General features: G+C 69.9%; 26 protein-coding genes. 10 read left to right on the top strand and 16 right to left on the bottom strand.

The genetic code is table 11. The features are described from left to right. Nucleotides 1–158: 158 nt before the first annotated feature. Complete coding sequence (locus L3Q65_RS41530) at nt 159–686, bottom strand: general stress protein (protein ID WP_182894371.1); 528 nt, start codon at nt 684–686, stop codon at nt 159–161. Nucleotides 687–763: 77 nt separating this feature from the next. Next, the gene (locus L3Q65_RS41525; protein WP_182894372.1) at nt 764–1,954 is read right to left on the bottom strand and encodes an acyl-CoA dehydrogenase family protein; all 1,191 of its coding nucleotides are present in this window, start codon (nt 1,952–1,954) and stop codon (nt 764–766) included. A gap of 157 nt (nt 1,955–2,111) precedes the next feature. Here L3Q65_RS41525 and L3Q65_RS41520 point away from each other — a divergent pair, with 157 nt between their 5' ends. Together L3Q65_RS41520 and L3Q65_RS47525 are read left to right on the top strand one after the other, a co-directional pair. Then, a complete protein-coding gene (locus tag L3Q65_RS41520; protein WP_237598080.1) occupies nt 2,112–2,447 on the top strand; it encodes a DUF4190 domain-containing protein in 336 nt (111 codons plus the stop codon). Between the two features lie 58 nt (nt 2,448–2,505). Then, nucleotides 2,506–3,099, top strand: coding sequence for a DUF4190 domain-containing protein (locus L3Q65_RS47525; protein WP_182894374.1), 594 nt, complete (start codon nt 2,506–2,508; stop codon nt 3,097–3,099). Here L3Q65_RS47525 and L3Q65_RS41510 read toward each other — a convergent pair. Next, the gene (locus L3Q65_RS41510) at nt 3,084–3,965 is read right to left on the bottom strand and encodes a slipin family protein (protein WP_237598079.1); all 882 of its coding nucleotides are present in this window, start codon (nt 3,963–3,965) and stop codon (nt 3,084–3,086) included. The genes L3Q65_RS47525 and L3Q65_RS41510 overlap by 16 nt on opposite strands. A gap of 94 nt (nt 3,966–4,059) precedes the next feature. On the opposite strand from L3Q65_RS41510, the gene L3Q65_RS41505 reads away from it, so the two are divergent. From L3Q65_RS41505 to L3Q65_RS41490, 4 genes are read left to right on the top strand one after another with little or no spacing between them, the layout of a single operon-like run. Beyond that, entirely contained in the window at nt 4,060–4,965 is a 906-nt protein-coding gene (locus tag L3Q65_RS41505; RefSeq protein WP_182894376.1) for an aminoglycoside phosphotransferase family protein, read from the top strand. Nucleotides 4,966–5,022: 57 nt separating this feature from the next. Then, nucleotides 5,023–6,333, top strand: a complete 1,311-nt coding sequence (locus L3Q65_RS41500; protein WP_182894377.1) for a magnesium transporter MgtE N-terminal domain-containing protein — start codon at nt 5,023–5,025, stop codon at nt 6,331–6,333. Further along, complete coding sequence (locus L3Q65_RS41495) at nt 6,326–6,823, top strand: DUF1003 domain-containing protein (RefSeq protein ID WP_182894378.1); 498 nt, start codon at nt 6,326–6,328, stop codon at nt 6,821–6,823. The genes L3Q65_RS41500 and L3Q65_RS41495 overlap by 8 nt, the downstream gene beginning before the upstream one ends. A gap of 25 nt (nt 6,824–6,848) precedes the next feature. Then, on the top strand, nt 6,849–7,994 hold the full coding sequence (locus tag L3Q65_RS41490) for an Mrp/NBP35 family ATP-binding protein (RefSeq protein WP_182894379.1): 1,146 nt from the start codon (nt 6,849–6,851) through the stop codon (nt 7,992–7,994). A gap of 58 nt (nt 7,995–8,052) precedes the next feature. Here L3Q65_RS41490 and L3Q65_RS41485 read toward each other — a convergent pair whose 3' ends face one another. From L3Q65_RS41485 to sigE, 5 genes are all read right to left on the bottom strand, one after another. Next, a complete protein-coding gene (locus L3Q65_RS41485) occupies nt 8,053–8,559 on the bottom strand; it encodes a hypothetical protein (protein ID WP_182894380.1) in 507 nt (168 codons plus the stop codon). A 94-nt stretch (nt 8,560–8,653) separates the two neighbouring features. Further along, entirely contained in the window at nt 8,654–9,079 is a 426-nt protein-coding gene (gene tatB / locus L3Q65_RS41480) for a Sec-independent protein translocase protein TatB (RefSeq protein ID WP_182894381.1), read from the bottom strand. A 199-nt stretch (nt 9,080–9,278) separates the two neighbouring features. Further along, the gene (locus tag L3Q65_RS41475) at nt 9,279–10,808 is read right to left on the bottom strand and encodes a S1C family serine protease (RefSeq protein ID WP_182894382.1); all 1,530 of its coding nucleotides are present in this window, start codon (nt 10,806–10,808) and stop codon (nt 9,279–9,281) included. A 436-nt stretch (nt 10,809–11,244) separates the two neighbouring features. Beyond that, the gene (locus L3Q65_RS41470; protein ID WP_237598078.1) at nt 11,245–11,919 is read right to left on the bottom strand and encodes an anti-sigma factor; all 675 of its coding nucleotides are present in this window, start codon (nt 11,917–11,919) and stop codon (nt 11,245–11,247) included. Next, nucleotides 11,916–12,530, bottom strand: a complete 615-nt coding sequence (sigE, locus tag L3Q65_RS41465; protein WP_182894384.1) for an RNA polymerase sigma factor SigE — start codon at nt 12,528–12,530, stop codon at nt 11,916–11,918. The genes L3Q65_RS41470 and sigE overlap by 4 nt, the downstream gene beginning before the upstream one ends. A 235-nt stretch (nt 12,531–12,765) precedes the next feature. Here sigE and L3Q65_RS41460 point away from each other — a divergent pair, with 235 nt between their 5' ends. Next, on the top strand, nt 12,766–13,422 hold the full coding sequence (locus L3Q65_RS41460; RefSeq protein ID WP_182894385.1) for an O-methyltransferase: 657 nt from the start codon (nt 12,766–12,768) through the stop codon (nt 13,420–13,422). Between the two features lie 32 nt (nt 13,423–13,454). Here the strand turns inward: L3Q65_RS41460 and L3Q65_RS41455 are convergent, their stop codons facing one another. Then, nucleotides 13,455–14,645 (bottom strand): MFS transporter, encoded by a 1,191-nt coding sequence (locus tag L3Q65_RS41455; protein WP_182894386.1) that lies wholly within the window; start codon nt 14,643–14,645, stop codon nt 13,455–13,457. A gap of 63 nt (nt 14,646–14,708) precedes the next feature. Between L3Q65_RS41455 and L3Q65_RS41450 the strand changes: the two genes are divergently transcribed. Next, nucleotides 14,709–15,605 (top strand): LysR family transcriptional regulator, encoded by an 897-nt coding sequence (locus L3Q65_RS41450; RefSeq protein ID WP_182894387.1) that lies wholly within the window; start codon nt 14,709–14,711, stop codon nt 15,603–15,605. A gap of 82 nt (nt 15,606–15,687) precedes the next feature. Continuing rightward, nucleotides 15,688–16,476 carry a type I methionyl aminopeptidase gene (gene map / locus L3Q65_RS41445; RefSeq protein WP_182894388.1) on the top strand — a complete coding sequence of 263 codons (789 nt, stop codon included), beginning with the start codon at nt 15,688–15,690 and terminating at the stop codon, nt 16,474–16,476. Here map and L3Q65_RS41440 read toward each other — a convergent pair. Both L3Q65_RS41440 and L3Q65_RS41435 read right to left on the bottom strand, forming a co-directional pair. Next, a complete protein-coding gene (locus L3Q65_RS41440; protein WP_182894389.1) occupies nt 16,473–17,912 on the bottom strand; it encodes a M17 family metallopeptidase in 1,440 nt (479 codons plus the stop codon). The two genes, map and L3Q65_RS41440, sit on opposite strands and share 4 nt — an antisense overlap. An 88-nt stretch (nt 17,913–18,000) precedes the next feature. Then, nucleotides 18,001–18,168: a DUF3117 domain-containing protein gene (locus L3Q65_RS41435; RefSeq protein ID WP_005155393.1), complete on the bottom strand. Its 168-nt coding sequence runs from the start codon at nt 18,166–18,168 to the stop codon at nt 18,001–18,003. A gap of 202 nt (nt 18,169–18,370) precedes the next feature. Between L3Q65_RS41435 and L3Q65_RS41430 the strand changes: the two genes are divergently transcribed. Continuing rightward, nucleotides 18,371–19,165 (top strand): enoyl-CoA hydratase-related protein, encoded by a 795-nt coding sequence (locus tag L3Q65_RS41430; protein ID WP_182894390.1) that lies wholly within the window; start codon nt 18,371–18,373, stop codon nt 19,163–19,165. Nucleotides 19,166–19,553: 388 nt separating this feature from the next. Here the strand turns inward: L3Q65_RS41430 and L3Q65_RS41425 are convergent, their stop codons facing one another. The 5 genes from L3Q65_RS41425 to L3Q65_RS41405 are packed head-to-tail and all read right to left on the bottom strand — an operon-like array spanning nt 19,554 to nt 21,900. Next, nucleotides 19,554–20,117, bottom strand: coding sequence for a DNA-3-methyladenine glycosylase I (locus tag L3Q65_RS41425; RefSeq protein WP_067585755.1), 564 nt, complete (start codon nt 20,115–20,117; stop codon nt 19,554–19,556). Next, nucleotides 20,114–20,569 carry an SRPBCC family protein gene (locus L3Q65_RS41420; RefSeq protein ID WP_043831994.1) on the bottom strand — a complete coding sequence of 152 codons (456 nt, stop codon included), beginning with the start codon at nt 20,567–20,569 and terminating at the stop codon, nt 20,114–20,116. Before L3Q65_RS41420 ends, L3Q65_RS41425 begins: the two co-directional genes overlap by 4 nt. Further along, nucleotides 20,562–20,891: a DivIVA domain-containing protein gene (locus tag L3Q65_RS41415; RefSeq protein WP_182894391.1), complete on the bottom strand. Its 330-nt coding sequence runs from the start codon at nt 20,889–20,891 to the stop codon at nt 20,562–20,564. Before L3Q65_RS41415 ends, L3Q65_RS41420 begins: the two co-directional genes overlap by 8 nt. After that, nucleotides 20,888–21,586 (bottom strand): permease prefix domain 1-containing protein, encoded by a 699-nt coding sequence (locus L3Q65_RS41410; protein ID WP_182894392.1) that lies wholly within the window; start codon nt 21,584–21,586, stop codon nt 20,888–20,890. Before L3Q65_RS41410 ends, L3Q65_RS41415 begins: the two co-directional genes overlap by 4 nt. Continuing rightward, nucleotides 21,583–21,900, bottom strand: a complete 318-nt coding sequence (locus L3Q65_RS41405; RefSeq protein WP_037815937.1) for a helix-turn-helix transcriptional regulator — start codon at nt 21,898–21,900, stop codon at nt 21,583–21,585. The genes L3Q65_RS41410 and L3Q65_RS41405 overlap by 4 nt, the downstream gene beginning before the upstream one ends. Nucleotides 21,901–22,001: the final 101 nt, after the last annotated feature.

Here is a 22,001-nt window from a genome sequence, read left to right as displayed (position 1 = left end):
TCACCCGCCGCAAGCAGGGTCGGTAACGATTCAGCCAGGTGCGCGCGAACCATCGGAAGGACGGGTGAAAAAGTCCCGTGGGTACTTATGCGGTGGCAGGCGCGTCGCGCGCGGCAATCCCGGTTGGAACCGGCATAAACACTCACGAGGAGGTGGGTTCAGGCTGTGGCGGGCGGCGGGCGCAGTGCCAGCTTCGCGAGCAGCTCGCGTCCCTGCTCCGCGCTGCGCGGCTGGCACAGCACGTCGTACCGGCCGGCGACGAGCTGGCTCGCCGACGAGAAATCTCGGCGGCCGCGCGAGGTGCGGTAGCCGATCGCGGAAAACGCCAGCCCGGACAGCACGCCCAGCACCAGTCCGGTCAGCAGCTGCAGCGTGAATCCGCCCTGGTTGACGAACATCCCCAGCAGCAGCCCGGCGAACAGGCCGAACCACGCGCCCGACATCGCGCCCGCAGCGAGCACGCGGCCCCACGACAGCCGTCCGATGACCCGTTCGACCAGCATCAGGTCGACGCCGACGATCGTCACGTCGGTGACCGCGAACTCGCTTTCGGCCAGGAAATCGACCGCCTGCTGCGCCTCGCCGTAGGTCGAGTACGACCCGATCGGCCAGCCGGTGGGCGGCGTCGGGAGCCGCGGCAGCCCGGCCGGGCCTTGACCGCCACCAAAGGGACTGCTCACCATCATCACCTGCGCTCGTCCGGTCCGAGGGGTTCCATCTTGTCAAGAACCGGCGGAGCGCGCGAACTCCGGCGAAGCGCGGGTCAGGCTTTGTAATCCCGCAGAAGGCCGCGGCTGATGATGGTTTTCTGGATTTCGCTGGTGCCCTCGCCGATCAGCAGGAACGGGGCCTCCCGCATCAGGCGCTCGATCTCGTATTCCTTCGAGTAGCCGTAACCGCCGTGGATCCGGAACGCCTCCTGGGTCACCTCGGCGCAGTACTCGCTGGCGATCAGCTTCGCCATCCCGGCCTCGACGTCGTTGCGCGCACCGGAATCCTTCAACCGGGCGGCGTTGACCATCATCAGGTGCGCGGCCTCGACCTTCGTCGCCATCTCCGCGAGCTTGAACGCGATCGCCTGGTGCTGCGCGATCGGCTTGCCGAATGTCGAACGCTGCTGCGCATACGCGATCGCCAGCTCGAACGACCGGATCGCGATCCCGCACGCCCGCGCCGCGACATTGACGCGGCCGACCTCGACGCCGTCCATCATGTACGAGAAGCCCTTGCCCGGAGCCTCCCCCAGCACCTTATCCGCACCGATCTTGAAGCCGTCGAACACCGCTTCCGTGGTGTCCACGCCCTTGTAACCCATTTTGTCGATCTTGCCCGGAATCGTCAGCCCGGGAAGAACCTCGCCGAACCCCGACGGCTTCTCCACCAGGAACGTCGTCAGGTTCTGGTGTGCCTTCTCCGCGCCCTCGTCCGTCTTCACCAGCAGCGCGATCAAGTTGGAGGAACCGCCGTTGGTCAGCCACATCTTCGCGCCGTCGATCACGTAGTCGTCGCCGTCACGGCGGGCGCGGGTCTTGATCGCCGCCACGTCGGAGCCAAGGTCCGGCTCGGACATCGAGAAGCTGCCGCGCACCTCGCCGGTCGCCATCCGAGGCAGGAAGTGCTGCTTCTGCTCAGGCGTCCCGTGACGGGTGATCATGTGCGCGACAATGAAGTGCGTGTTGATCACACCGGACACGCTCATCCAGCCCCGCGCGATCTCCTCCACCACCAACGCGTAGGTCAGCAGCGATTCGCCCAGGCCGCCGTACTCCTCCGGGATGGTGAGCCCGAACAGGCCCATCTCCTTCATGCCCTCGACGATCTCGGCCGGGTACTCGTCGGCGTGCTCCAGCGCCTGCGCGTGCGGGATGATCTCCTTGTCCACGAACGACCGCACCGTGGACAGAATCTCCTGCTGCACATCGGTCAGACCGGCGGTCCTGGCGAGACGGGCCATCGGTGGGCTCCCTTCGGCGGCGGCACCGGGGCTCCCGGCACTGGGTTACCGGGGAGTATGACTGCTCCCGGCCCAGGCTGCTATGAGGGTGCTCACGCCAGGGCGCGGTTTCCCCCGTTAGGCTGCTGATCCACCCGAAACCGCGAGAAGGATCCCGATGAGCGAGGGCAGCGAGGAGCCCGCTGACCGCGACGGCTACGTGCACCCGTCGTACGAGCACCAGCCCTATCCGCCGCAGGGTCCGCCGCCAGGAGCGGGGCTCGCGATCGGGTCGCTGGTCTGCTCGATCACCGGGTTCATGCTGTGCGCGCCGATGGCCGTCGCGGGGATCGTGACGGGGCACATCGCGTTCCACCGGGCCCGCCGCGGCCGCGGCACCGGCGGTGCGCTGGCGCTCGCCGGGTTCGTGGTCGGGTACGCGGCGCTGATCTTCCAGGGCATCCTGCTCGCGCTGATCGTGCCCGCGCTGGTCCGGTCGGGAGTTTTCGGCTGATGCCGCCCCGGAACCCGGTAGCGTCTTCGGGTGAACCCGGCACCTCGAGGGAGCCCCGATGACCACTCCGTCCGACCGCGATCCGGCGCCGTACGAACCGCCGCCGACCGCGGACCCCGCTCCGTACGAGCCGCCGGCCACCTCCGACCCCACGCCGTACGAGGCTCCCGCGGACGCCGTCTCGTCCGCTGCGGAGACTGACTCGCCGGTTCCGCCGCCGGGCTGGACCGCGCCCGACCCCGGCCCGGTCGCCGTGCTGCCCGGCGAACCGCCGACCCCCGCCGCGCAACCGCCCGCGCCGCCGTATCCCGTTGCGGCGCAACCGGATCCGTTCGCGCCGCCGCCCGCGTACCAGAGCTTCCCGGCTCCGCCGCCGTACGGCGCGGCCTACCAGCCGTACCCGAACACCAGCGACAGCGGGCTCGCGACCGGCGCGCTGGTGTGCTCCGTGCTCGGCCTGGTGACCTGCGTTCTCGCGATCCCCGGCGTCGTGATGGGGCACGTCGCGCTGGCCAAGGCCAACCGCAACGAGGCGGGCGGGCGCTCCATGGCGCTGTCGGCCGTCGTGCTCGGCTACGTCACAGCCGCGCTGTGGGGCAGTTTCTTCGTGACACTGCTGGTCCTCGGCCTGAACGGCTACCTCGACCGCTGATCCGGCACGTCGCTCGCCTCGCCCTCGCGCGGGGCGACCTGTCCGTTGCTGGTCTTTTCCGGCGACGACTCCGCGGCCGCCCGCGGCTCCGGCGGTTTCGCGGCCGGCGCCGCGGGGTCGGTCCGCGCGTCCAGGAACCGCAGCAACTCCACCGGGAACGGCAGCACCAGCGTCGAGTTCTTCTCCGCCGACACCTGCACCACCGTCTCCAGCAGCCGCAGTTGCAGTGCCGCCGGGGTGTCCGCCATCGTCGCGGCGGCCTGGGCGAGCTTGTGCGACGCCTGCAGTTCGCCGTCCGCCGAGATCACGCGTGCGCGGCGTTCGCGTTCGGCCTCCGCCTGACGCGACATCGAGCGTTTCATCGACTCCGGCAGCGCGACGTCTTTGATCTCCACGCGGTCGATGTGGATGCCCCAGTCCAGCGCCGGGCTGTCGATCATCAGCTCAAGGCCCTCGTTGAGCCGTTCGCGGTTCGACAGCAGGTCGTCCAGGTCGCTCTTGCCGATGATGGACCGCAGCGACGTCTGCGCGACCTGGCCGATCGCCGACCGGTAGTCCTGCACGTGGACCACGGCCAGCACCGGGTCGACCACCTTGAAGTACACGACCGCGTCGACCCGGACAGTGACGTTGTCGCGGGTGATCCCGTCCTGTGCGGGCACCGGCAGCGTCACGACCTGCATGTTCACCTTCTGCATGCGGTCGGCTATCGGCAGCAGCAGCGCGAGCCCGGGGTCGCGGACCTGCGAGCGCACCCGGCCGAAACGGAACACCAGCCCGCGTTCGTACTGTTTGACCACGCGCACCGCGGAGGCGAGCCAGACCCCGCCCACGACGGCCACTGCGCTGACAATCTCGACGATCATGGCAGCTCCCGGGTTCGCCAAACCCTTATCCGTTCACTGTACGCGCGCGGAACAACGCCGGAAACGGCTTGCGCGGCCGACCACGATGGGGGTTGTGACCGTTTTGGTAATCCCGCCTTTCTTCGCCGAACGCGCCCCGAAGGTGCTGGGCCCGGAAGCCGTCCCGTGGCTCGCGTCGCTGCCCGCTCTCGCGCAGCGGTACGCCCGGAAGTGGGAGCTGGAGTTCGAGGACACCGCCCGGCACGGCTACGTCGGCGTCGTCCAGCCCGCCCGGCGCGCGGACGGTTCCCGCGTCGTGCTGAAACTCGGCTGGGTGGAGGAGGAATCGCGCGACGAACCGCTCGCACTGTCCACATGGGCCGGTCGAGGTTCGGTGCTGCTGCACGAATCCGTGCCCGAGGACGGCGCGATGCTGCTGGAGCGCCTCGACGACAGCCGAACACTCGACGGAGAACCGCTGCTGCCCGCCGTCGAGATCATGAGCGAACTCGCCCGCCGGCTCGCCGTGCCCGCGCCGGCGGAGCTCACCCGCACGCTTCCCGGCATCGCGGAGGAACTGCTCGAAGAGCTGCCGAAATCGTGGCGGGAGCTGGGCGAACCGCTCCCCCGCCGGGAGCTGGACGCGGCGCTGGAAGTGTGCCGCGATCTCGGTCCGGAGGCCGGAAACGCGCTGGTGAACGAGGACCTGCACTACGAGAACGTGCTGTCGGGCACCCGCGAACCGTGGCTGGTGATCGACCCGAAGCCGCTCGCGGGCGACCTTGAATACGGCGCGCTTTCGTTGCTGTGGAACCGGTTCAGTGAATCCACACTGGACTCGAAGCTCGCCGCGAGCGGTCTGGACCGCGACCGCGCCAAGGCGTGGACGCTCGTCCGGGCGGTGCAGAACCGGCTATGGCACGCCCAGGATCTGGCCGACTTCGGCGGATTGCCCGAGGACGACGACGGCCCGTCCGCCGACGCGCTGCCCGTGCTCACCCGATGGGCCATGGCCGGCTGAGAATTCGCCGAGTCGCGGCCCGAGCGCGCTCGGGCGCCAGCCGATAGTGTCGGCGCCATGGCAGGCACAAACCGGGTTTACGCAGCACAGCTCGCGGGTCTGCCGGTGTTCGGGCCCGACGGGGAGTCGATCGGCAAGGTCCGCGACGTGGTCGCCGGGCTGCGGCTGGACCAGCAGCCGCCGCGGATCCTCGGCATGGTCGTGGAGCTGGCGACCCGGCGGCGGGTGTTCGTGCCGATGCTGCGGGTCACCTCGATCGAACCGAACGCCGTGACGCTGGCCACGGGTTCGGTCAACATGCGGCATTTCCACCAGCGGCCCAACGAGGTGCTGGTGTGCGGCCAGCTCCTCGACGCGCACGCGACGCTCACCGGCGCGGACACCCGGGTGACCGTGGTCGACGCGGGGATGGAGCCGACCCGCACGCGGGACTGGGTGCTGGCGAAACTCGCCGTCCGTGAGCGCTCGGCCCGGCTGGCGCTGGGCAGGCGGCGCACCGCGATGCAGGTGCTGCCGTGGAACGAGGTCGCCGGGCTCGGGCTCACCGACCTCGCGGGACAGCCGCAAGGCGCGGGCCAGCTGCTGATGCTGTTCGACACGATGCGCGCGGTCGACGTCGCCGCGACCCTGCGCGACCTGCCGATGAAGCGCAGGCACGAGGTCGCCGACGCGATGGACGACGAACGGCTCGCGGACGTCATCGAGGAGCTTCCCGAGGACGACCAGAAGGAACTGCTGTCCTATCTCGCCGAGGAACGCGCCGCGGACATCCTCGAGGCGATGAACCCGGACGACGCCGCGGACCTGCTCGCCGAACTCGCCCCCGCCGAGCAGAGCAGGCTGCTGGAACTGATGGAGCCGGAGGAATCCGCGCCGGTCAAACGGCTGCTGGCGTATTCGTCGGACACCGCGGGCGGCCTGATGACGCCGGAACCGGTGGTGCTGACGCCGGACGCGACGATCGCCGAGGCGCTGGCGCACATCCGCAACGCCGAACTCCCCGCCGCGCTCGCCAGCATGGTGTTCGTGTGCCGCCCGCCGACCGAAACGCCGACCGGCCGGTTCGTCGGCGTCGTGCACTTCCAGCGGCTGCTGCGCGAACCGCCCGCCGAACTGGTGGCCAGCGCGGTGGACACCGACCTCACCGCGTTGCGCCCGGAAGCGACGCTGTCCGAGGTCACCCGGTATTTCGCGGCGTACAACCTGGCCTGCGGCCCGGTCGTGGACGCCGAGGACCATCTGCTCGGCGCCGTCACCGTCGACGACGTGCTCGACCATCTGCTGCCCGACGACTGGCGCGAAACCGGACTGCACGACGTCACTGACGGCGCCGACGGCGCTGTTCTAGAGGAGGCCGACCGTGGCTGAGCTCAGGACCGGCCGCAGGCTCGACCAGCCCCGCAGCCAGGCCCGCCTGCGGCTGAACATCGACCCGGACACCTTCGGCCGGTTCACCGAACGGGTCGCGCGGTTCCTCGGCACCGGGAAGTACCTGTTCTGGCAGACGCTCATCGTGGTCGTCTGGATCACGCTGAACCTGGTCGCGGTGTCGCTGCGCTGGGACCCGTACCCGTTCATCCTGCTCAACCTGGCGTTCTCGACGCAGGCCGCGTACGCCGCGCCGCTGATCCTGCTCGCGCAGAACCGCCAGGACGACCGGGACCGGGTGTCGCTGGAAGAGGACCGCACGCGTGCCGCGCAGACCAAGGCGGACACCGAGTACCTCGCCCGCGAACTGGCGGCGCTGCGACTGGCCATCGGCGAGGTCGCGACCCGCGACTACCTGCGCAGCGAACTCGACCGGCTGCGCGACGATCTCGACGTGGACTCCAAGCCGCGCAAGGCCAAGCAAAGCTGAACTGGGCAGTACGTACGATGGAAGCGTGACTGGTACACAGCAGCTCCCCAGCGTCGACGACGTCCGCACCGCGCTGAAGGACGTGTACGACCCGGAAATCAAAAAACCGATCACCGACCTCGGCATGGTCAAGGACGTGGCGGTCGGCGACGACGGGGTGGTCGACGTCGGGATTTACCTGACGGTCGCGGGCTGTCCGCTGAAGGCGACACTGACCGCGGACACGAAGAAGGCCGTCTCGAAGCTCCCCGGCGTCGCCGACGTGCGGGTCGAGCTGGACGTGATGAGCGACGAGCAGCGCACCGAGCTGCGCAAATCGCTGCGCGGCGACGCGGCGGAGCCGGTGATCCCGTTCGCGCAGCCGGGTTCGATGACGCGGGTGTACTGCGTGGCGTCCGGCAAGGGCGGCGTCGGCAAATCGTCGGTGACGGTGAACCTGGCCGTGGCGATGGCCGAGCGCGGGCTGTCGGTCGGTGTGGTGGACGCGGACATCTACGGCCACTCGGTGCCGCGCATGCTGGGCGCGCGCGAGAAGCCGACCAAGGTCGACACGATGATCATGCCGCCGCAGGCGCACGGCGTGAAGGTGATCTCGATCGGCATGTTCACGCCGGGCAACACCCCGGTGGTGTGGCGCGGCCCGATGCTGCACCGCGCGCTGCAGCAGTTCCTCGCCGACGTGTTCTGGGGCGACCTGGACATCCTGCTGCTGGACCTGCCGCCGGGCACCGGCGACATCGCGATTTCGGTGGCGCAGCTGATCCCGAACGCGGAAATCCTGGTCGTGACGACGCCGCAGCAGGCCGCCGCCGAGGTGGCCGAGCGCGCGGGCGCGATCGCGATGCAGACGCGGCAGCGCGTCGCGGGCGTGATCGAGAACATGTCGTGGCTGGAAACCCCGGCCGGCGAGCGCATCGAGGTCTTCGGCGCGGGCGGCGGCCAGACGGTGGCGGATTCGCTGTCGAAGTCGGTGGGATCCACGGTGCCGCTGCTGGGTCAGGTCCCGCTGGACCCGCGCCTGCGCGAACAGGGCGACGAAGGCACGCCGATCGTGCTGTCCGATCCGGAGGCCCCGGCGGCGCTGGTGCTGAAGGACGCGGCGAAGCAGCTGTCGGTCCGGGCGCGCGGCTTGGCCGGGATGATGCTGAACGTCAGCCCCGCCGGACGCTGATCCCCGCTCAGCGAAAGAGGCGTGCACCTGGTCCAGGTGCACGCCTCTTTTCGTGCGCTCAGGCCGCGTGGATCGTCACCAGGACGGCGCCGGACTCGCGGAGCGTCACCTTGGTGTCGCCCGGCTTGGTCACCGTCCAGTCGATGTCCTCGGGCTTCTTCGCGGACACGTCGCCCGACTTGTCGGGCAGATCCTGGACGTCGATGTTCTGCGGCTGGTCGGACGACACGAGGATCTTCACCTTGTTGCCGACCTTGACGTCGACGACGCCGGCCGGCGGCGTGACCTTCCCGCCCTGGTAGGCGACGGTGACCAGCACGTCGACGCCCGCCTCGCCGGTTTGCGCGCCGCGCTTGACGTTCGGCTGCTCACCGGTGGCACTGCCGTTCCCGGGAGCGCTCGACGGAGCGTTCGACGGCGCCGAAGAGGACGGCATCGCCGGGGCGGGCACCGAAGTGTAGGTGGCGGGCGCCTTGGTGCTGGGCTCGTCGTCGGCACTGCACCCGGCGACGGCGAAGGCGGCCGCAGCGATCGTTCCGGCCAGCGCAGCCGCACGGCGTGACATATCGGGAACCTCCAGGGTCGGTTGAGCTGATGCCCTGAGGCTACCCAGCCTGATCAGCGCGTCGCGCGTCGGCTTGGCTGGTCGTGAGCGGGAATCAGGTGGCGTCCGGATCCACCGGCGGACGCTCCCCCGGCTTCAACGGCTCCGGCTGCGGCACCGCGGTCTGCGGCTTGATCGTCGGGGTGCCGTTCGACCCGTTCGACCCGTTCCCGTTGAGGTCGTTCTTGAACCCGTTCAGCCCCAGCGGGTCCGAATCCCCGTCGAACAGGTGCTGCGTGACGACCCGCTTCGGGTCGAGGTTGCGCAATCCGCGCAGGTCTTCGAGGGGTTTGCGCAGCTGGTCGAACTCGGGGCCCATTTCCTCGCGCAGCTGCTCGCGCGCGCCGGTCGCGAAGTCGCGGGCCTTGCGGACGCTCCTCGCCATCCAGGCCGCCGCTTCCGGCAGCCGTTCGGGTCCGAGGATGAAAAGCCCCGCGATGATGATCACGAGGATCTCGCCCCAGCCGACACTGTCGAACACCCGTGAAACCTCCGCTCGGTGCTGCCCCGCCCAAGACTACCCGGGCCGTTTCTCGTCCCGGCAGGCCCGAACGTCGCACTGCACCGGCTGTGCCGATCGTTACCAACCCGACCACAGCCACGGCCGAATGGCTTCGCAGCGACGGTTGCCTGCCGCGCGGGGGCCGGCCTGCTTTTGGCCGGGTTAGCAAGAGCGGGTGTCAGTCCGACCCGAGCGTGACGTCCACCACGAGCAGCGCGCCGTCGCGGGCCAGTTGCACCGGGACGACCTGGCCGGGGTCGTGGCTGCGCACCGCGACGGTCAGCTCGGCGGAGTCGCGCACGACGTGGTCGCCGACCTTGGTGATCACGTCGCCTTCCTTGATCCCCGCGCCCGCCGCCGGTCCGCCCGGAGCGACGTTGCGCACCTGCGCGCCCATCGTGGACGAGCCGGCGACCGTCGAGGCCGCGTTGATCCCGATGTCGGCGTGCTTGACCTTGCCGTCCTTGATCAGCGCCTTGGCGATCTTGATGGCGTAATCGCTGGGAATGGCGAACCCGATGCCGATGCTGCCGCCGTCGGAGCTCGACGAGCGGATCGCGGAGTTGATCCCGACCAGCGCCCCGGTCGAGTCGACGAGCGCACCGCCCGAGTTGCCGTGGTTGATCGCCGCGTCGGTCTGGATGGCCGAATAGGTGACCGGAGCCGCCCCGTTGTCGCCGCCCGCGGTGACCGGCCGATCGAGCGCGCTGACGATGCCCGCGGTGATCGAGTTCTGCAGCGCGAGCGGCGAACCGACCGCGATCACCGCGTCCCCGACCTGCAGATTGGACGACTTCCCGACCTGCATCACGACCGGATTGGTCACGTTGACCTTCACCACGGCGAGGTCGGTCTTCTGATCCGCGCCGACGATCTTGGCCTCGGTGCGCGTCCCGTCGTTGAACACCGCGGTGATTTTGGTGGCCGCGTCGCCGACCGCGGTCGCGACCACGTGCTCGTTGGTCAGCACGTACCCCTGCGGATCGATGACCACGCCGGAACCCTGCTCGCCGCTGTCCGCACCGGGCTTGACGACTTCCAGCGAAACCACCGCGGGCGCCACCCGCCGCGCGATGTCCGCCAGCGACCCCGGCGGCCGCTCCTTGGCCGCCTCCGCCTCGGAAATCGTGGCACTGCCGGTCAACGCGGACCCCGTGTCCGCGACCCACCAGCCGACCAGCCCGCCCACCGCGCCGATCACCAACGCGACAACCCCGAGCAGAGCCAACGCCTTCGGCTGCACCCGCCGCCCGAACAACACCTCAGGCAAGCTCAACTGCGCACCGCTGGGCAGCTTCGGCTTCTCGGCCTCGTCCTCCTCCGGAACGACCGCGGGCCCGGCCAGCACCGCCCCAGCCGCCGGATCACGCCACGGATCGCTGGTGTCCGTCCACAACGGATCCTCGGAACTGCCGCTCTCCCCGGAAGCCTCGAGCGGCCGCTGCAACCGCACGCCCTCAGCCCCCGCGGGGCGGCTGAACGCCTCCGCCAGCGACTCCGGCGTAGGCGGCGCGAGATTGAGCTTCTGCCCGTTCCCGTTGGGCGCCGGGGTGTAAAGCTTGTCGAACGCCCCCTCGACCCCGTGCGGACGCCCGAAGACAGCAGCCTGCTGCTGGTCGACCGCGGGCCGCTCAAGCGGCCGAGGCCCCAACCGGTCCGTTCCGACGGCACCGGACTGATCAGAATTAGCGTTCGGCTGGTCGGTCATCATTCCCCGGGATGCGGTTCAGTTCGGCTGGGAGTCGACGATACCCAAGCCTAGGAAGAAGTGTGCCCAGACCGCAGTGAAATGCCTGTTGCCTGCACTCCCGCTCCCCGCCCCTCCCGCCACCCGGATGCCGCCCCAATGTGGCATTGGGTGCGTCCCGCGCACCGAACGCCACATTGGGTGCATCCAACGCACCCAATGCCACATTGGGGCGCAAGCCCTCACTACCAACCAACCCGCAGCCGATGCACCGACTGTCGGTGCACCCACACCGCCCCCGCACCCCGATACGAAGCCCAAATGCGGACGGCGGGTGCTTGTCAAGGCATCTTTCCCGCCTTGACAAGCACCCGCCGTCCGTCATGACAATCAGCTTCGGGTGCCCCACCGCACGACCGGGCGCAATGTCGCCGCCAGGCGACGAGCCGCCCGAGACCTACCGAGCCGCGACAGCAGCCCCAGCCCGCACCACGTCGGGCACCTCGGACTCAGGCTCCCCAACCGAAGCCCCGTCCTCCGCAGTCTTGGGCACAGTCATATGCGCCGGCAGCAAATTCGCATTAGGCACCCGCACCGGACCAGTCCCGCCGGACCCTTCCCCGCTATCCGCCGCGGTCCCGACGAGCGCGAGCGCGCTCAGCACGAGCCCCGACACCACGACTCCGGCCCCTTGCGCCGCCCGCTTCCGGCTGAAAGCGAACCTTCCGCCGCCGAGCACGTTCGCCGACTGCCCGAGCGGCGCGGTTGTTCCCAACGGCGCGGCACCCCCGAGCACGCCCGCGTCACGCAGCCCGGCCACCCGGTCCGGCCGCTGGATCGCCACCAGCTGACCGTCCGCGGTGACCGCGAGATTGTCCGGCGAACCAGGCAGATCAGTATGTTCCGGAATGGACCGCAGACTGGCCAGGAATCCCGCGGACATCGACGGCGCACCGGCGTCCTTCACCGCCGCGACCGCCTGCCGCTGCGAGGTCACTTCCGCCGCGCAGTCCGGGCAGCGCGCGAGGTGCGCGAGAGCCCGGTCGTGCGCGACCGGCGTCAGCTCGCCGTCGACCAGTGCGACTACCGCGTCGGGCATGAGGTGGGATTCGGCGAAACGCCAGCCGGTCATACAGCCACCTTCGCAGATTCCTCCCGGGTCGCGCGACGGCGCTCAAGCGACGCGCGCAGCGCCGAGCGGCCGCGGTGGATGCGGCTGCGCACGGTGCCGAGCTTGACGCCCAGCGTCGCGCCGATCTCCTCGTACGACAGTCCTTCCACGTCGCACAGCACGACCGCGGCCCGGAACTCCGGGGGCAGCTCGTCGAGCGCCTCCTGCAAGTCGGGGTCGAGGTGGGTGTCGCTGTAGTGCTGCTCGGGGCTCGGGTCGTCGCCGACGATCCGGTCGGTGTCCTCGGGCAGACCCTCCATGCGCACGCGCGAGCGGCGGCGCGCCATGTCGAGGAACAGGTTCGTGGTGATCCGGTGCAGCCAGCCCTCGAAGGTGCCGGGCTTGTAGGACGCGAGCGACCGGAAGACGCGGATGAACGTCTCCTGGGTCAGGTCCTCGGCGTCGTGCGTGTTGCCGGTGAGGCGGTAGGCGAGCCGGTACACGCGGTCGGCGTGTTCGCGCACGACCTCGTCCCACGAGGGCGGCGTCCAAGCCGCCTCGGCTGCGTCCACGGTCACCGGAGCGGCTTCCGGCAGTTCGGCGTTCTGCATCAGGGGAGCAGGCACCTCCATCTGGGTCAACTCCTCTTCACCTCTGCCAACGCGGGCCGGGCACACGGTGTTCCCGTGTGGTTGAGACTCAGTCTGTCGGCCTTCCTTATGGAACTCATGAGACCGATCTGAGAGCAGCCTGAGAAGTTGGCCGGCGAGGGCCTTTCCAGGGTTTTCGCGGGCTTTGCCCCGGGCCGGAAGGCGCTTACCAGGGAGCCTTCGCTGATTTATCGACAACCAGCGCTAACCTTCGCGCGTGAGTTCGGGGACAGAGGCGGCGGCCGAGACCGGGGCGGTCGGCGCCGAGCAGGTCGACGGGTACCTGCCCGACGACGACGTGCTGGCCGCCGCGCGGCTGCGCGCGGTCGACCTCGGTTGCGCTCCGCTGGCCCCCGGAGCAGGCACGACGCTGCGGTTTCTCGCCGCGACGGTCGCCGCGCGGGCGGTCGTGGAGGTGGGCACCGGATCCGGCGTGAGCGGGCTGTACCTGCTGCGCGGGATGGCTGCCGACGGCGTGCTGACCTCGATCGACGTCGAGCCGGAGTACCAGCGGGCGGCGCGCAAGACCTTCCTCGAAGCGGGCTATCCGCCGGGCCGGATGCGGCTCATCGTCGGCCGCGCGCTGGACGTCCTGCCGCGGCTCACGCCGGGCGGCTACGACCTGGTGTTCGTCGACGCCGCGCGGATCGAGTACCCGGGCTACTACGAGCAGGGCGTCGCGCTGCTGCGCCGCGGCGGGGTGATCGTGTTCCACCAGGTCCTGGCGGGCGGCAGGCTCACCGACCCGGCCCGGCGCGACCCGGAGACGATGGCGTTGCGCGAGGTCGCGCGGGCCGTGCGGGAGGACGAGCGGCTGATCCCGGCACTGCTGCCGGTCGGCGGAGGACTGCTGGTGGCCACGGCCTGCTCGTGAGTGGCAATCACGGTTAGAACCGCGATTAGCACTCACGACCCCACCAGCACCCGCGCCTCCCGCCGCGCCCGCGTCCCCACCGCCACCACCGTCACGGCCAGCCCCAGCCACACCACGACGGCCACGATCAGCCAGCTCCACCCGGCCCGCCCGTAGACCACGCTGCCGACCCCGCCGCCGACGCTGCTGCCCAGGTAGTACATGAGCATGTACAGCCCGCCGACCTGGCCGCGCGCGTTCTCCGGGGCGTCGGCCGCGGCCCAGCTGTTCGCGATCGAATGCGCCGCGAAGAACGCCGTCGTCAGCACAAGGAAGCCGACGACGATCAGCGGCAGCGAGTCCGGAATCGTCAGCAACGCGCCAACGGCGGTCAGCACCAGCACGCCGACCAGCGCCTGTCGACGGCCGATCCGCGCGGACAACCGGTTGGCTGTGGCTGAGGAAACCGAGCCCAGCGCGTACGACACGAACACCAGCGACGCGATCGCTGGCGACAGGTTCAGCGGCTCGCCGGTCAGCCGGAACCCCGCCGCGTTGTACAGCGCGACGAACGCGCCCATGGCCAGCAGCGCGACGGCGTACTGCGCGAGCAACACCGGCCGGCGCACCGCGGAAAGCAGGCCAATGCCGATGTCGCGAAGGCCCTGCCGCTCCCCTGTCCGGGCCGGCGAAGGCGGCAGCGTCACCACCGTCACGACCGCGCAGACCAGCGAAATCCCGGCCACCACGTACAGCGCGCCGCGCCAGCCGAACGGGCCGGCGGTGAACCCGGTGGCCAGCCGTCCGGTCATGCCGCCGACGGTGTTGCCCGCGATCATCGCGCCGACCGCGGCCGCGACGCCGGTCTTCCCGAGCCGTTCCACGAGATAAGCCGTGGCCACGCCAGGGAATCCGGCGATCGCGACGCCTTGCACCGCGCGCAGCACCAGCAGCAGCGAGTAGTTCGGCATCAGCGGCAGCAGAAGCCCGAGCACCGAGGAGAGCACGACGGACGCGATGATCACCGGCCGCCGTCCGATCGCCTCCGACAGCGCGGCGATGGGCAGCACGGAGATCGCCAGCGCACCGGTCGCCACGCTGACCGCGAGCGCCGCGCCGCCGGGATCGAGGCGGTACTGCCCGGCGAGCTGTGGCAGGACCGCCTGCGGGGCGTAGAGCAGGGCGAACGACGTGAAGCCCGCGGCGGCGACCGCGACCTTGGCCCGACGGGCGGAGGAGAGCATGACCTTGAAAGTAAGCTTGGCTAATCAATACGTCTAATACGTTCATCTGCCAAGATTCATACTGTGCCGAATGAGAGCCTTACCGCGCAGCTCGTCCCGCACCTGTGTTTGCTGGCCACGCTGCGAAGCACCGGAAACGTCACTCGCACGGCCGAGATCCTCGGCGTGCCGCAACCCACAGTCAGCAGGCGGCTGGCCGCGCTCGGACAGGCCCTCGGCGCGCCGCTGACCGTGCCCGACGGCCGGGGTGTCCGGCTCACCCGCGCCGCCGAACTTCTGGCCGACGCGGCGGAGCGCGCACTGCCCGCGGTCGACGCGGGAGTCCGCCTCGCGCGCGAGGAAATCGAACCGGCGAGCGGCCGCGTCGTGCTCGGATTTCTGCACCTGCTCGGCCGGTCTCTAGTGCCGGAACTGCTGCGCACTTATCGCGAACAAGCCCCGACCGCGCGGTTTTCCCTCGTGCAGGGTTCATTGCAGGACATGGTCGACCGGCTCGTGTCCGGGGACCTCGATCTCGCCCTGCTCGCCCCGGTCGTCGAGGACGAACGGCTGGAGACCGTCGTCCTCGACCGGCAGCCGATCCACCTGTCGGTCCCGGCCGGGCACCGGCTGGCCGGACGGCGCGGCGTGCGCGTCGCGGAGCTGGCCGACGAGCCGTTCGTCCTCCTCGAACCCGGCTACGGCCTGCGCCGGATCACCGACGACCTCTGCGCCGCCGCCGGTTTCACCCCGAAGGTCGCCTTCGAGGGACAGGAATCCGACACCGTCCGCGGACTCGTCGGGGCCGGCCTTGGCGTCGCGCTCCTGCCGCGCTTCGAACCCGGCTCCCCTGCTGGGGTCGCGGAGGTGCCGCTGCACCCGCCGGTCCACCGGACGATCGGGCTCGCCTGGCGTGCCGGGGAACCGCTTTCGCCCGCGGTCCAAGCGTTCCGGGACCACGTGCTCGGCAGGACGGACTAGCGACCGGGGTGGTATTTGTATCCCGGTACCGTGCTACCGTTTCCGGTATAGAAATACCGGAACTTGAGGACGCGAGGTAGTCGTGATCGAGCTGAAGACGCCTGCGGAGATCGACCGCATGCACGTGACCGGGCGGTTCATCGCCGAGGTGCTGACCGAGGTCGGCAAGCTCGCCGACGTCGGCGTCAACCTGATGGACCTGGAGCACCACGTGCGCGGCATGATCAAGCGGCGCGGGGCCGTCTCGTGCTACTGGGATTACGCGCCGTCGTTCGGCGAGGGCCCGTTCCGCAACGTCATCTGTCTGTCGGTCAACGACGCCGTCCTGCACGGCCTGCCGCACGACTACACCCTGCGCGACGGCGACGTGCTCACCGCGGACATCGCGGTCACCATCGACGGCTGGGCAGCAGATTCCGCGCGCACGGTCATCGTCGGCACGCCCGCTGAGGAGGACCAGCGGATCATCCGGGCCACCGAAGAGGCGCTGGAAGCCGCCATCGAGGCGGCGCGGGCGGGCAACCGGCTCGGCGACATCTCGGCCGCGATCGAGGCGGTCGCGACCGGCTACGGCTACCCGGTCAACACCGAATTCGGCGGGCACGGCATCGGCCGCACCATGCACGGCGAACCGCACGTGTCCAACCGCGGCAAGGCAGGCCGCGGCATGAAACTCCGGCCCGGCCTGACCCTCGCGCTGGAGCCGTGGCTCGCGCGCACGACCGACAAGATCGTCTACGACCCGGACGGCTGGACCATCCGTTCCGCCGACGGCTCCCGCACCGCGCACTCGGAGCACACGGTGGCGATCACCGACGGCGACCCCATCGTGCTGACCCGCCGCGAAGAAGAACTCGCGGCGAAGAACTAGCCCTCGTAAGACGCCGCGAACTCCACCAACGTCCGAGCCGCGAACCCGGACGCGCCGGGCACCACGTCGTCGTACGTCTTGTCCGCGCGCGCCGGGCCCGCGATGTCCAGATGCGCCCACGGCAGCCCCGCAGTGAACTCGCGCAGGAACAGCGCCGCCATGATCCCGCCCGGGCCGCCGGGGGCCTGCCGGACGTCGCCGAGTTCGCCCTCGATGCCGGTCGCGTAGTCCTCGACCAGCGGCATCCGCCACCACGCCTCTCCGGCGCGAGCGCCCGCCTCGATCACGCGGGCGGCGAGGTCGTCCTCCGTCGCGAAGACACCGCCGGTGCGCAGGCCAAGCGACACCTTCATCGCGCCGGTCAGCGTGGCCGCGTCGACGATCAGGTCCGGCTTGAACTGGGCGATTCCGTAGGCGAGCGCGTCGGCCATCACCATCCGGCCTTCGGCGTCGGTGTTGCCGATCTCGGTGGTCCGGCCGCCGTAGTGGCGCACGATGTCGCCTGGCCGGTACGAGCCGCCGGAGACGTGGTTTTCCGCCGCGGGCACCAGCGCGGTGACGCGCACCGGCAGCTTCAGTTCCCCGATCGCGCGCATCGCGGCGATCACGGCCGCGCCGCCCGCCATGTCGGTGCGCATCAGGTGCATGCCGTCGGCGGGCTTCAGCGAAAGACCGCCGGTGTCGAAGGTGATCCCCTTGCCCACGAACAGCAGGTGCTTCGTCGCGCCGCGCGGACGGTGCGTCATTTCGATCAGACGCGGCGGCGAAGCCGACCCGCCGCCGACCGCCAGGACTCCGCCGAACCCCTTGTCAGCGAGCCACTTCTCGTCCCGCACCGTCACGTCGACCGTGCCGCCCAGCACCTTCGCCGCGGTGTTCGCCAGCCACGCCGGGTTCTTGATGTTCGACGGCGTGTTCGCGAGGTCGCGCGTAAAGGCAGCAGCCGCCGCAAGAACGCGTACGCGGGCGACAGCGTTTGCGTACGCGGGCACAGCGCGCTCGTGCGCGACAACGAGGCGTACAGCGGGTACAGGCGGCTTCGGCTCTGTGGCGGTGACCACAAACCGATACCCGCCCAGCGACAGTCCAATCGCTAACTCGGCCGCGTGCTCGGCAGTCGCGTCTTCGGGCAGTACGACCTGGACTGTCCGGATCGGACGGTTCCCGGCCGCTTCGCGGAACGCGCGCGCCAACGCGGCACCGGTCTGTCGAAAGTCCTTCGGCGCGCCTTCGCCGATACCGGCGGCCCAGCGCGGAGCGTCGCCGTCTTCGGGCACTTCGCGTACTTCGGCGGTACGTCCGCTCGTCCCGTACGCCGCGCCTTCCTCCGCCTCGGCCGGCGCGACCAGCACTGCTCGCGGGATTCCGCGGCGCGTCGCGGCGACGACCTCGATTTCGGGCAGCTTCGTGGGAACGGGTGGTAGCGAGTTACGCACAGCGAGCAACCTTAGGGCGCAGACGAACCGACCCCGGCCTCCATCAGGAGACCGGGGTGCACAGTGGACAGAGCGGGGAGAGCGCAGGTCAGCCAGTGACCTCCTGCAATGCGGCTCCGAGGTCCTTCGCTTCCTCCGCGGAGAGCTCGACGACCAGCCGGCCGCCACCCTCCAGTGGCACCCGCATGACGAGGCCCCGCCCCTCCTTGGTCACTTCGAGGGGACCATCTCCGGTCCGGGGCTTCATGGCCGCCATAGCGTGCTCCCTCCGTCTCAACCGGCGCGCCCGGGTCGCGCACTCCCATGCCAGCCGGGTCTCGTCCCCCATTGTCCCTCATCAGCGCCCGGGCGCGAACGCGGACCGATCATTTGCCGCCGCATCGGTGCTGGTATGCCGCCCGCCGAGGGTGCGAGACTCAGTCCCGAGAACCCGAGCCGCCGCTTCAGAGGAGCAATTCGTGACCACATCCGACGTCCTGTTGACCGCCGACGCCGACGGCGTGCGCACCCTGCGGCTGAACCGGCCGGAGGCGTACAACTCGCTGACCGTCGAGCTCAAGGAGCGCCTGATCGCCGAGCTGCGCGCGGCCGCCGAGGACCCGGACGTCCGCGCGGTGGTGCTCACCGGCACCGGCAAGGCGTTCTGCGCCGGACAGGACCTCAAGGAGCACGTCGGCCTGCTGCAGGCGAACGACCCGGCCCCGCTGCACACGGTGAGCGACCACTACAACCCGATCGTCAAGGCGATCACCGGGATGCCGAAGCCGGTCATCGCGGCGGTGAACGGCACCGCGGCGGGGGCAGGGGCGGCCTTCGCGTACGCGAGTGACCTGCGGATCGCGGCTGAGTCGTCTTCGTTCTTGATGGCGTTCGCGAATGTGGGCCTCGGGCCGGACTCGGGCGCGTCGTGGACGCTGCAGCGGCTGATCGGATACGGGCGGGCTGCCGAGCTGATGCTGATGGCGCGGACGGTGGACTCGGCGGAGGCGTTGCGGATCGGGCTCGTCGGGGAGGTCGTGCCGGACGAGGAGCTGGCGGCCCGGGCGCAGAAGGTGGCGGCGAAGCTCGCGGCTGGGCCGACGGTGGCTTACGCGAAGATCAAGGGGGTTCTGGCGGTGGCGGCGGAGTCTTCGCTGGAGGAGGCGTTGGCTGCTGAGGACGCTGCGCAGACTGCTCTGGGGGCTACTGCGGATCACACTGAGGCGGTGGAGGCCTTCGTGGGGAAGCGGAAGCCGAACTTTCAGGGGAAGTAGGCGGCTGCGCCGCTGAAAAAGGGGGTTGCGTGGGGCACCCCGAAGCTTGATTGTGCTGACGGTCTGGGGTGGCTTGTCTAGGCGGGAAAGATGCCTTGACAAGCACCCCCGAACCGCGGGGCGGCTTCGTATCGGGGTTGGGGAAGGGCTGGGCGCCTCGATGGTTGAGTGCACCGGCTGCGGTGTCGTAGGTGGTGGGGGCTAACGCCCCAATGTGGCATTGGGTGCATGCGACGCACCCAATGTGGCGTTCGGTGCGCCTGACGCACCCAATGCCACATTGGGGGCGCATTCCGGCGGGTGGGCGGGGCGGAGCGGGGCGGGGCGGGGCGGGGCGTGAGGGGAACCCTGGGTGAAACAGAGTCAGTGAGGGTGGGCCTTACGGACTTCACGCGGCGCGGAAGCAGCCTTTTACGTGGTCGTCGACCATGCCGGTGGCTTGCATCAGGGCATAGCAGGTGGTGGGGCCGAGGAAGGCGAAGCCGCGCTTCTTCAGGTCTTTCGCCATGGCCTTTGACTCGTCGGTGATGGCTGGGACGTCGGCCATGGTGCGGGGGCGGCGGTGCTTCGCGGGGGCGAAGGACCACAGCAGTTTGTCCAGCGGGATGTCCAGGTCTGCGACTGCGCGGGCGTTCTTCACAGCCGCCTCGATCTTCGCGCGGTTGCGGACGATTCCGGCGTCTTGCATCAGGCGCTCGACGTCCTTCTCGCCGAAGCGGGCGACCTTCTCCGGCGCGAAGCCTCGGAATGCTTTTCGGAAGTTCTCGCGTTTGCGCAGGATGGTGATCCAGGACAGTCCGGACTGGAACGATTCGAGGCACAAGCGTTCGTACAACTCAGCTTCGCCGTGGAGCGGGACACCCCACTCTTCGTCGTGGTACGTCGCGTAGTCCGGGGCTGAGTTGCCCCAGCTGCAGCGGGCGATGCCGTCTTCGCCCAGCAGTTCCGTCATTGTTCCCCCATTGAATAGTTCTCCGCGAACCTCGCGAACTGGCGCAGCGAGTGGCGCACTCCGAGGGCGAACGCGGGGCGCGCCAAGGGCCAGCCTGCGCGGCCTAGCAGGCCGAAGGGCAGTTTGAGGTGTTCGGCCCACACGAAGGTGCAGTGGCCGGCTCCCTTGGACAGGACCTGGAACACACCGGTTCCCTGCACGAGGCTGCCCAGGTGACGCACTGTGCAGCGCAAGGGGGGTTCCCAGGTCGTGATCTCCATGGTGTCGGTGAAACCGATGCCGCCGAAGCCGGTGAAGGCCGCGAGTTTCGAGCCGACGCTGCGGCCGTTGCCTTCGATGACCCGCACCTGCGTGCCGAGCATCCACTCGCCTTGGCGGGCCCAGTCGGTGAGCGCGAGCCAGGTCGTGCCAGCCGGTGCCGCGACGTCTACCGACAGCACCAGGTCACTCACCTGCCGGCCTCCGGTGCGCTGCTTCGCGCGGCTGCTGCGCCGCCTCGAGGCGGGCGACCCGTTCGCGCAGTTCGTCCAGTTCCACGCCGGTCCTGCGCAGCACCCAGTCCACTTCGGACATCTTGTAGCCGCGGAACACGAGCTGGAAGCGCACCTGGCGGACGTCCTCGCCGGTGATGTCCTCGGCGGGCAGACGGGTGGGCGAGCTGCCCGGCGGCAGCGGCGCCAGTTCCTCGCCCCGGCCGAACACCACAGCGGCCAGGAGGAACACCACGGCGGCCACCAGCAGCATGACTACGAGGTAGATCAGCGCGGTCGTCACGCGACGATCGTGGCACACCCCCGCCAGGAACGTCGCGCTAGCACGGCAAGTCGGAACGACAGGACCACCCACGCGACCATCAGCAGCCCGCACGGACCGCTCAGGAACAGCCGCGCCGCGTCGACTACACCGGTCGCTCCGATCAGCAGCAGCACGGAGAACAGGTTGAGGCCCACCGCGATCGCGCCGAGCGTCCGGCAGGCCCGGGCCGTGCGCACGCCGTCGAACCGGCGGCTGAGGAACCGCGTGCCCAGCAGCGCGAGAAGGCCGAGGAAGGGCACGGCGTAGATCGCGGCGTGGGTGAACTGCGTGACGTACGGGTACCAGCCGGGGTTCGGCGTGGTCAGTCGCGACCAAGAGCCGTAGGTGAAGATGCGCGCCACCTCCCACGACGTCTGCATCGCGGGCACGCCGAGCACGAGCAGCCACAGCGTCCGTACGCCGTTGTGCATGCTCAGTTCCGCTTGGTAGTCACCGGCGATCTCGCGGATCTGGCCGAAATCCGCTACCGCGCGGCGTTGTGCTTCGGTCTCGCTCCAGCCGCCTTCGCGGTACGCCTCAGCGGCGTCGCGCAGGCCGTCGCGTGCTTCGGCGAGCAGGTCCGCCTTCGTGCCGCGGCGGCCGATCAGCGCGCGGTCCAACTCGGCCAGGTATGCCTCGATGGGACTCAACGCGGTCTGGCTTGTCGTGGTCATGGTTCCAGCACTCCACCGATCACCGTGGTGAACTCCCGCCACTGCACCCGTTCCGCGGCCAGCGCCTGCTGCCCGGCGCGAGTGAGCCGGTAGGTGCGCCGTTTGCGGCCGGACACCACGTCCCACTCACTGGCAAGCCAGCCTGCGCGCTCGAGCCGGCGCAACGCCGGGTACACCGTGCCGGTGGGCAGGTCGAGCGCTCCGTCGCTGCGCAGCGCCAATGCCTCGATGATCGCGTAGCCGTGCAGCTTGCGGCCGTCGAGGACGGCGAGCAGCAACGCGTCGAGGTGTCCGCGCAACGTGTCCGCTTTCATAGGTCGGCAGTCTACTCATCTTGACCTTGGCAGGCTAATCTCCACGCCCGCCGGAACCGTCCGGGAAAAACCCTGAGATCACCCCGATCTCATGGGTTTTG

It is taken from the genome of Amycolatopsis sp. FU40 (assembly GCF_021903635.1).
Lineage (GTDB): Bacteria > Actinomycetota > Actinomycetes > Mycobacteriales > Pseudonocardiaceae > Amycolatopsis > Amycolatopsis dendrobii.
Note: the sequence above shows the minus strand (reverse complement) of the source record. Positions and strands in the feature narration are given on the sequence as shown.

Bases quoted from the DNA above. Each gene is read 5' to 3' on its own strand.
- L3Q65_RS41530 (WP_182894371.1), bottom strand. From the start codon at position 686: ATGATGGTGAGCAGTCCCTTTGGTGGCGGTCAAGGCCCGGCCGGGCTG.
- L3Q65_RS41525 (WP_182894372.1), bottom strand. From the start codon at position 1,954: ATGGCCCGTCTCGCCAGGACCGCCGGTCTGACCGATGTGCAGCAGGAG.
- L3Q65_RS41520 (WP_237598080.1), top strand. From the start codon at position 2,112: ATGAGCGAGGGCAGCGAGGAGCCCGCTGACCGCGACGGCTACGTGCAC.
- L3Q65_RS47525 (WP_182894374.1), top strand. From the start codon at position 2,506: ATGACCACTCCGTCCGACCGCGATCCGGCGCCGTACGAACCGCCGCCG.
- L3Q65_RS41510 (WP_237598079.1), bottom strand. From the start codon at position 3,965: ATGATCGTCGAGATTGTCAGCGCAGTGGCCGTCGTGGGCGGGGTCTGG.
- L3Q65_RS41500 (WP_182894377.1), top strand. From the start codon at position 5,023: ATGGCAGGCACAAACCGGGTTTACGCAGCACAGCTCGCGGGTCTGCCG.
- L3Q65_RS41485 (WP_182894380.1), bottom strand. From the start codon at position 8,559: ATGTCACGCCGTGCGGCTGCGCTGGCCGGAACGATCGCTGCGGCCGCC.
- L3Q65_RS41475 (WP_182894382.1), bottom strand. From the start codon at position 10,808: ATGACCGACCAGCCGAACGCTAATTCTGATCAGTCCGGTGCCGTCGGA.
- L3Q65_RS41470 (WP_237598078.1), bottom strand. From the start codon at position 11,919: ATGACCGGCTGGCGTTTCGCCGAATCCCACCTCATGCCCGACGCGGTA.
- sigE (WP_182894384.1), bottom strand. From the start codon at position 12,530: ATGGAGGTGCCTGCTCCCCTGATGCAGAACGCCGAACTGCCGGAAGCC.
- L3Q65_RS41455 (WP_182894386.1), bottom strand. From the start codon at position 14,645: ATGCTCTCCTCCGCCCGTCGGGCCAAGGTCGCGGTCGCCGCCGCGGGC.
- L3Q65_RS41435 (WP_005155393.1), bottom strand. From the start codon at position 18,168: ATGGCGGCCATGAAGCCCCGGACCGGAGATGGTCCCCTCGAAGTGACC.
- L3Q65_RS41425 (WP_067585755.1), bottom strand. From the start codon at position 20,117: ATGACGGAACTGCTGGGCGAAGACGGCATCGCCCGCTGCAGCTGGGGC.
- L3Q65_RS41410 (WP_182894392.1), bottom strand. From the start codon at position 21,586: ATGACCACGACAAGCCAGACCGCGTTGAGTCCCATCGAGGCATACCTG.
- L3Q65_RS41405 (WP_037815937.1), bottom strand. From the start codon at position 21,900: ATGAAAGCGGACACGTTGCGCGGACACCTCGACGCGTTGCTGCTCGCC.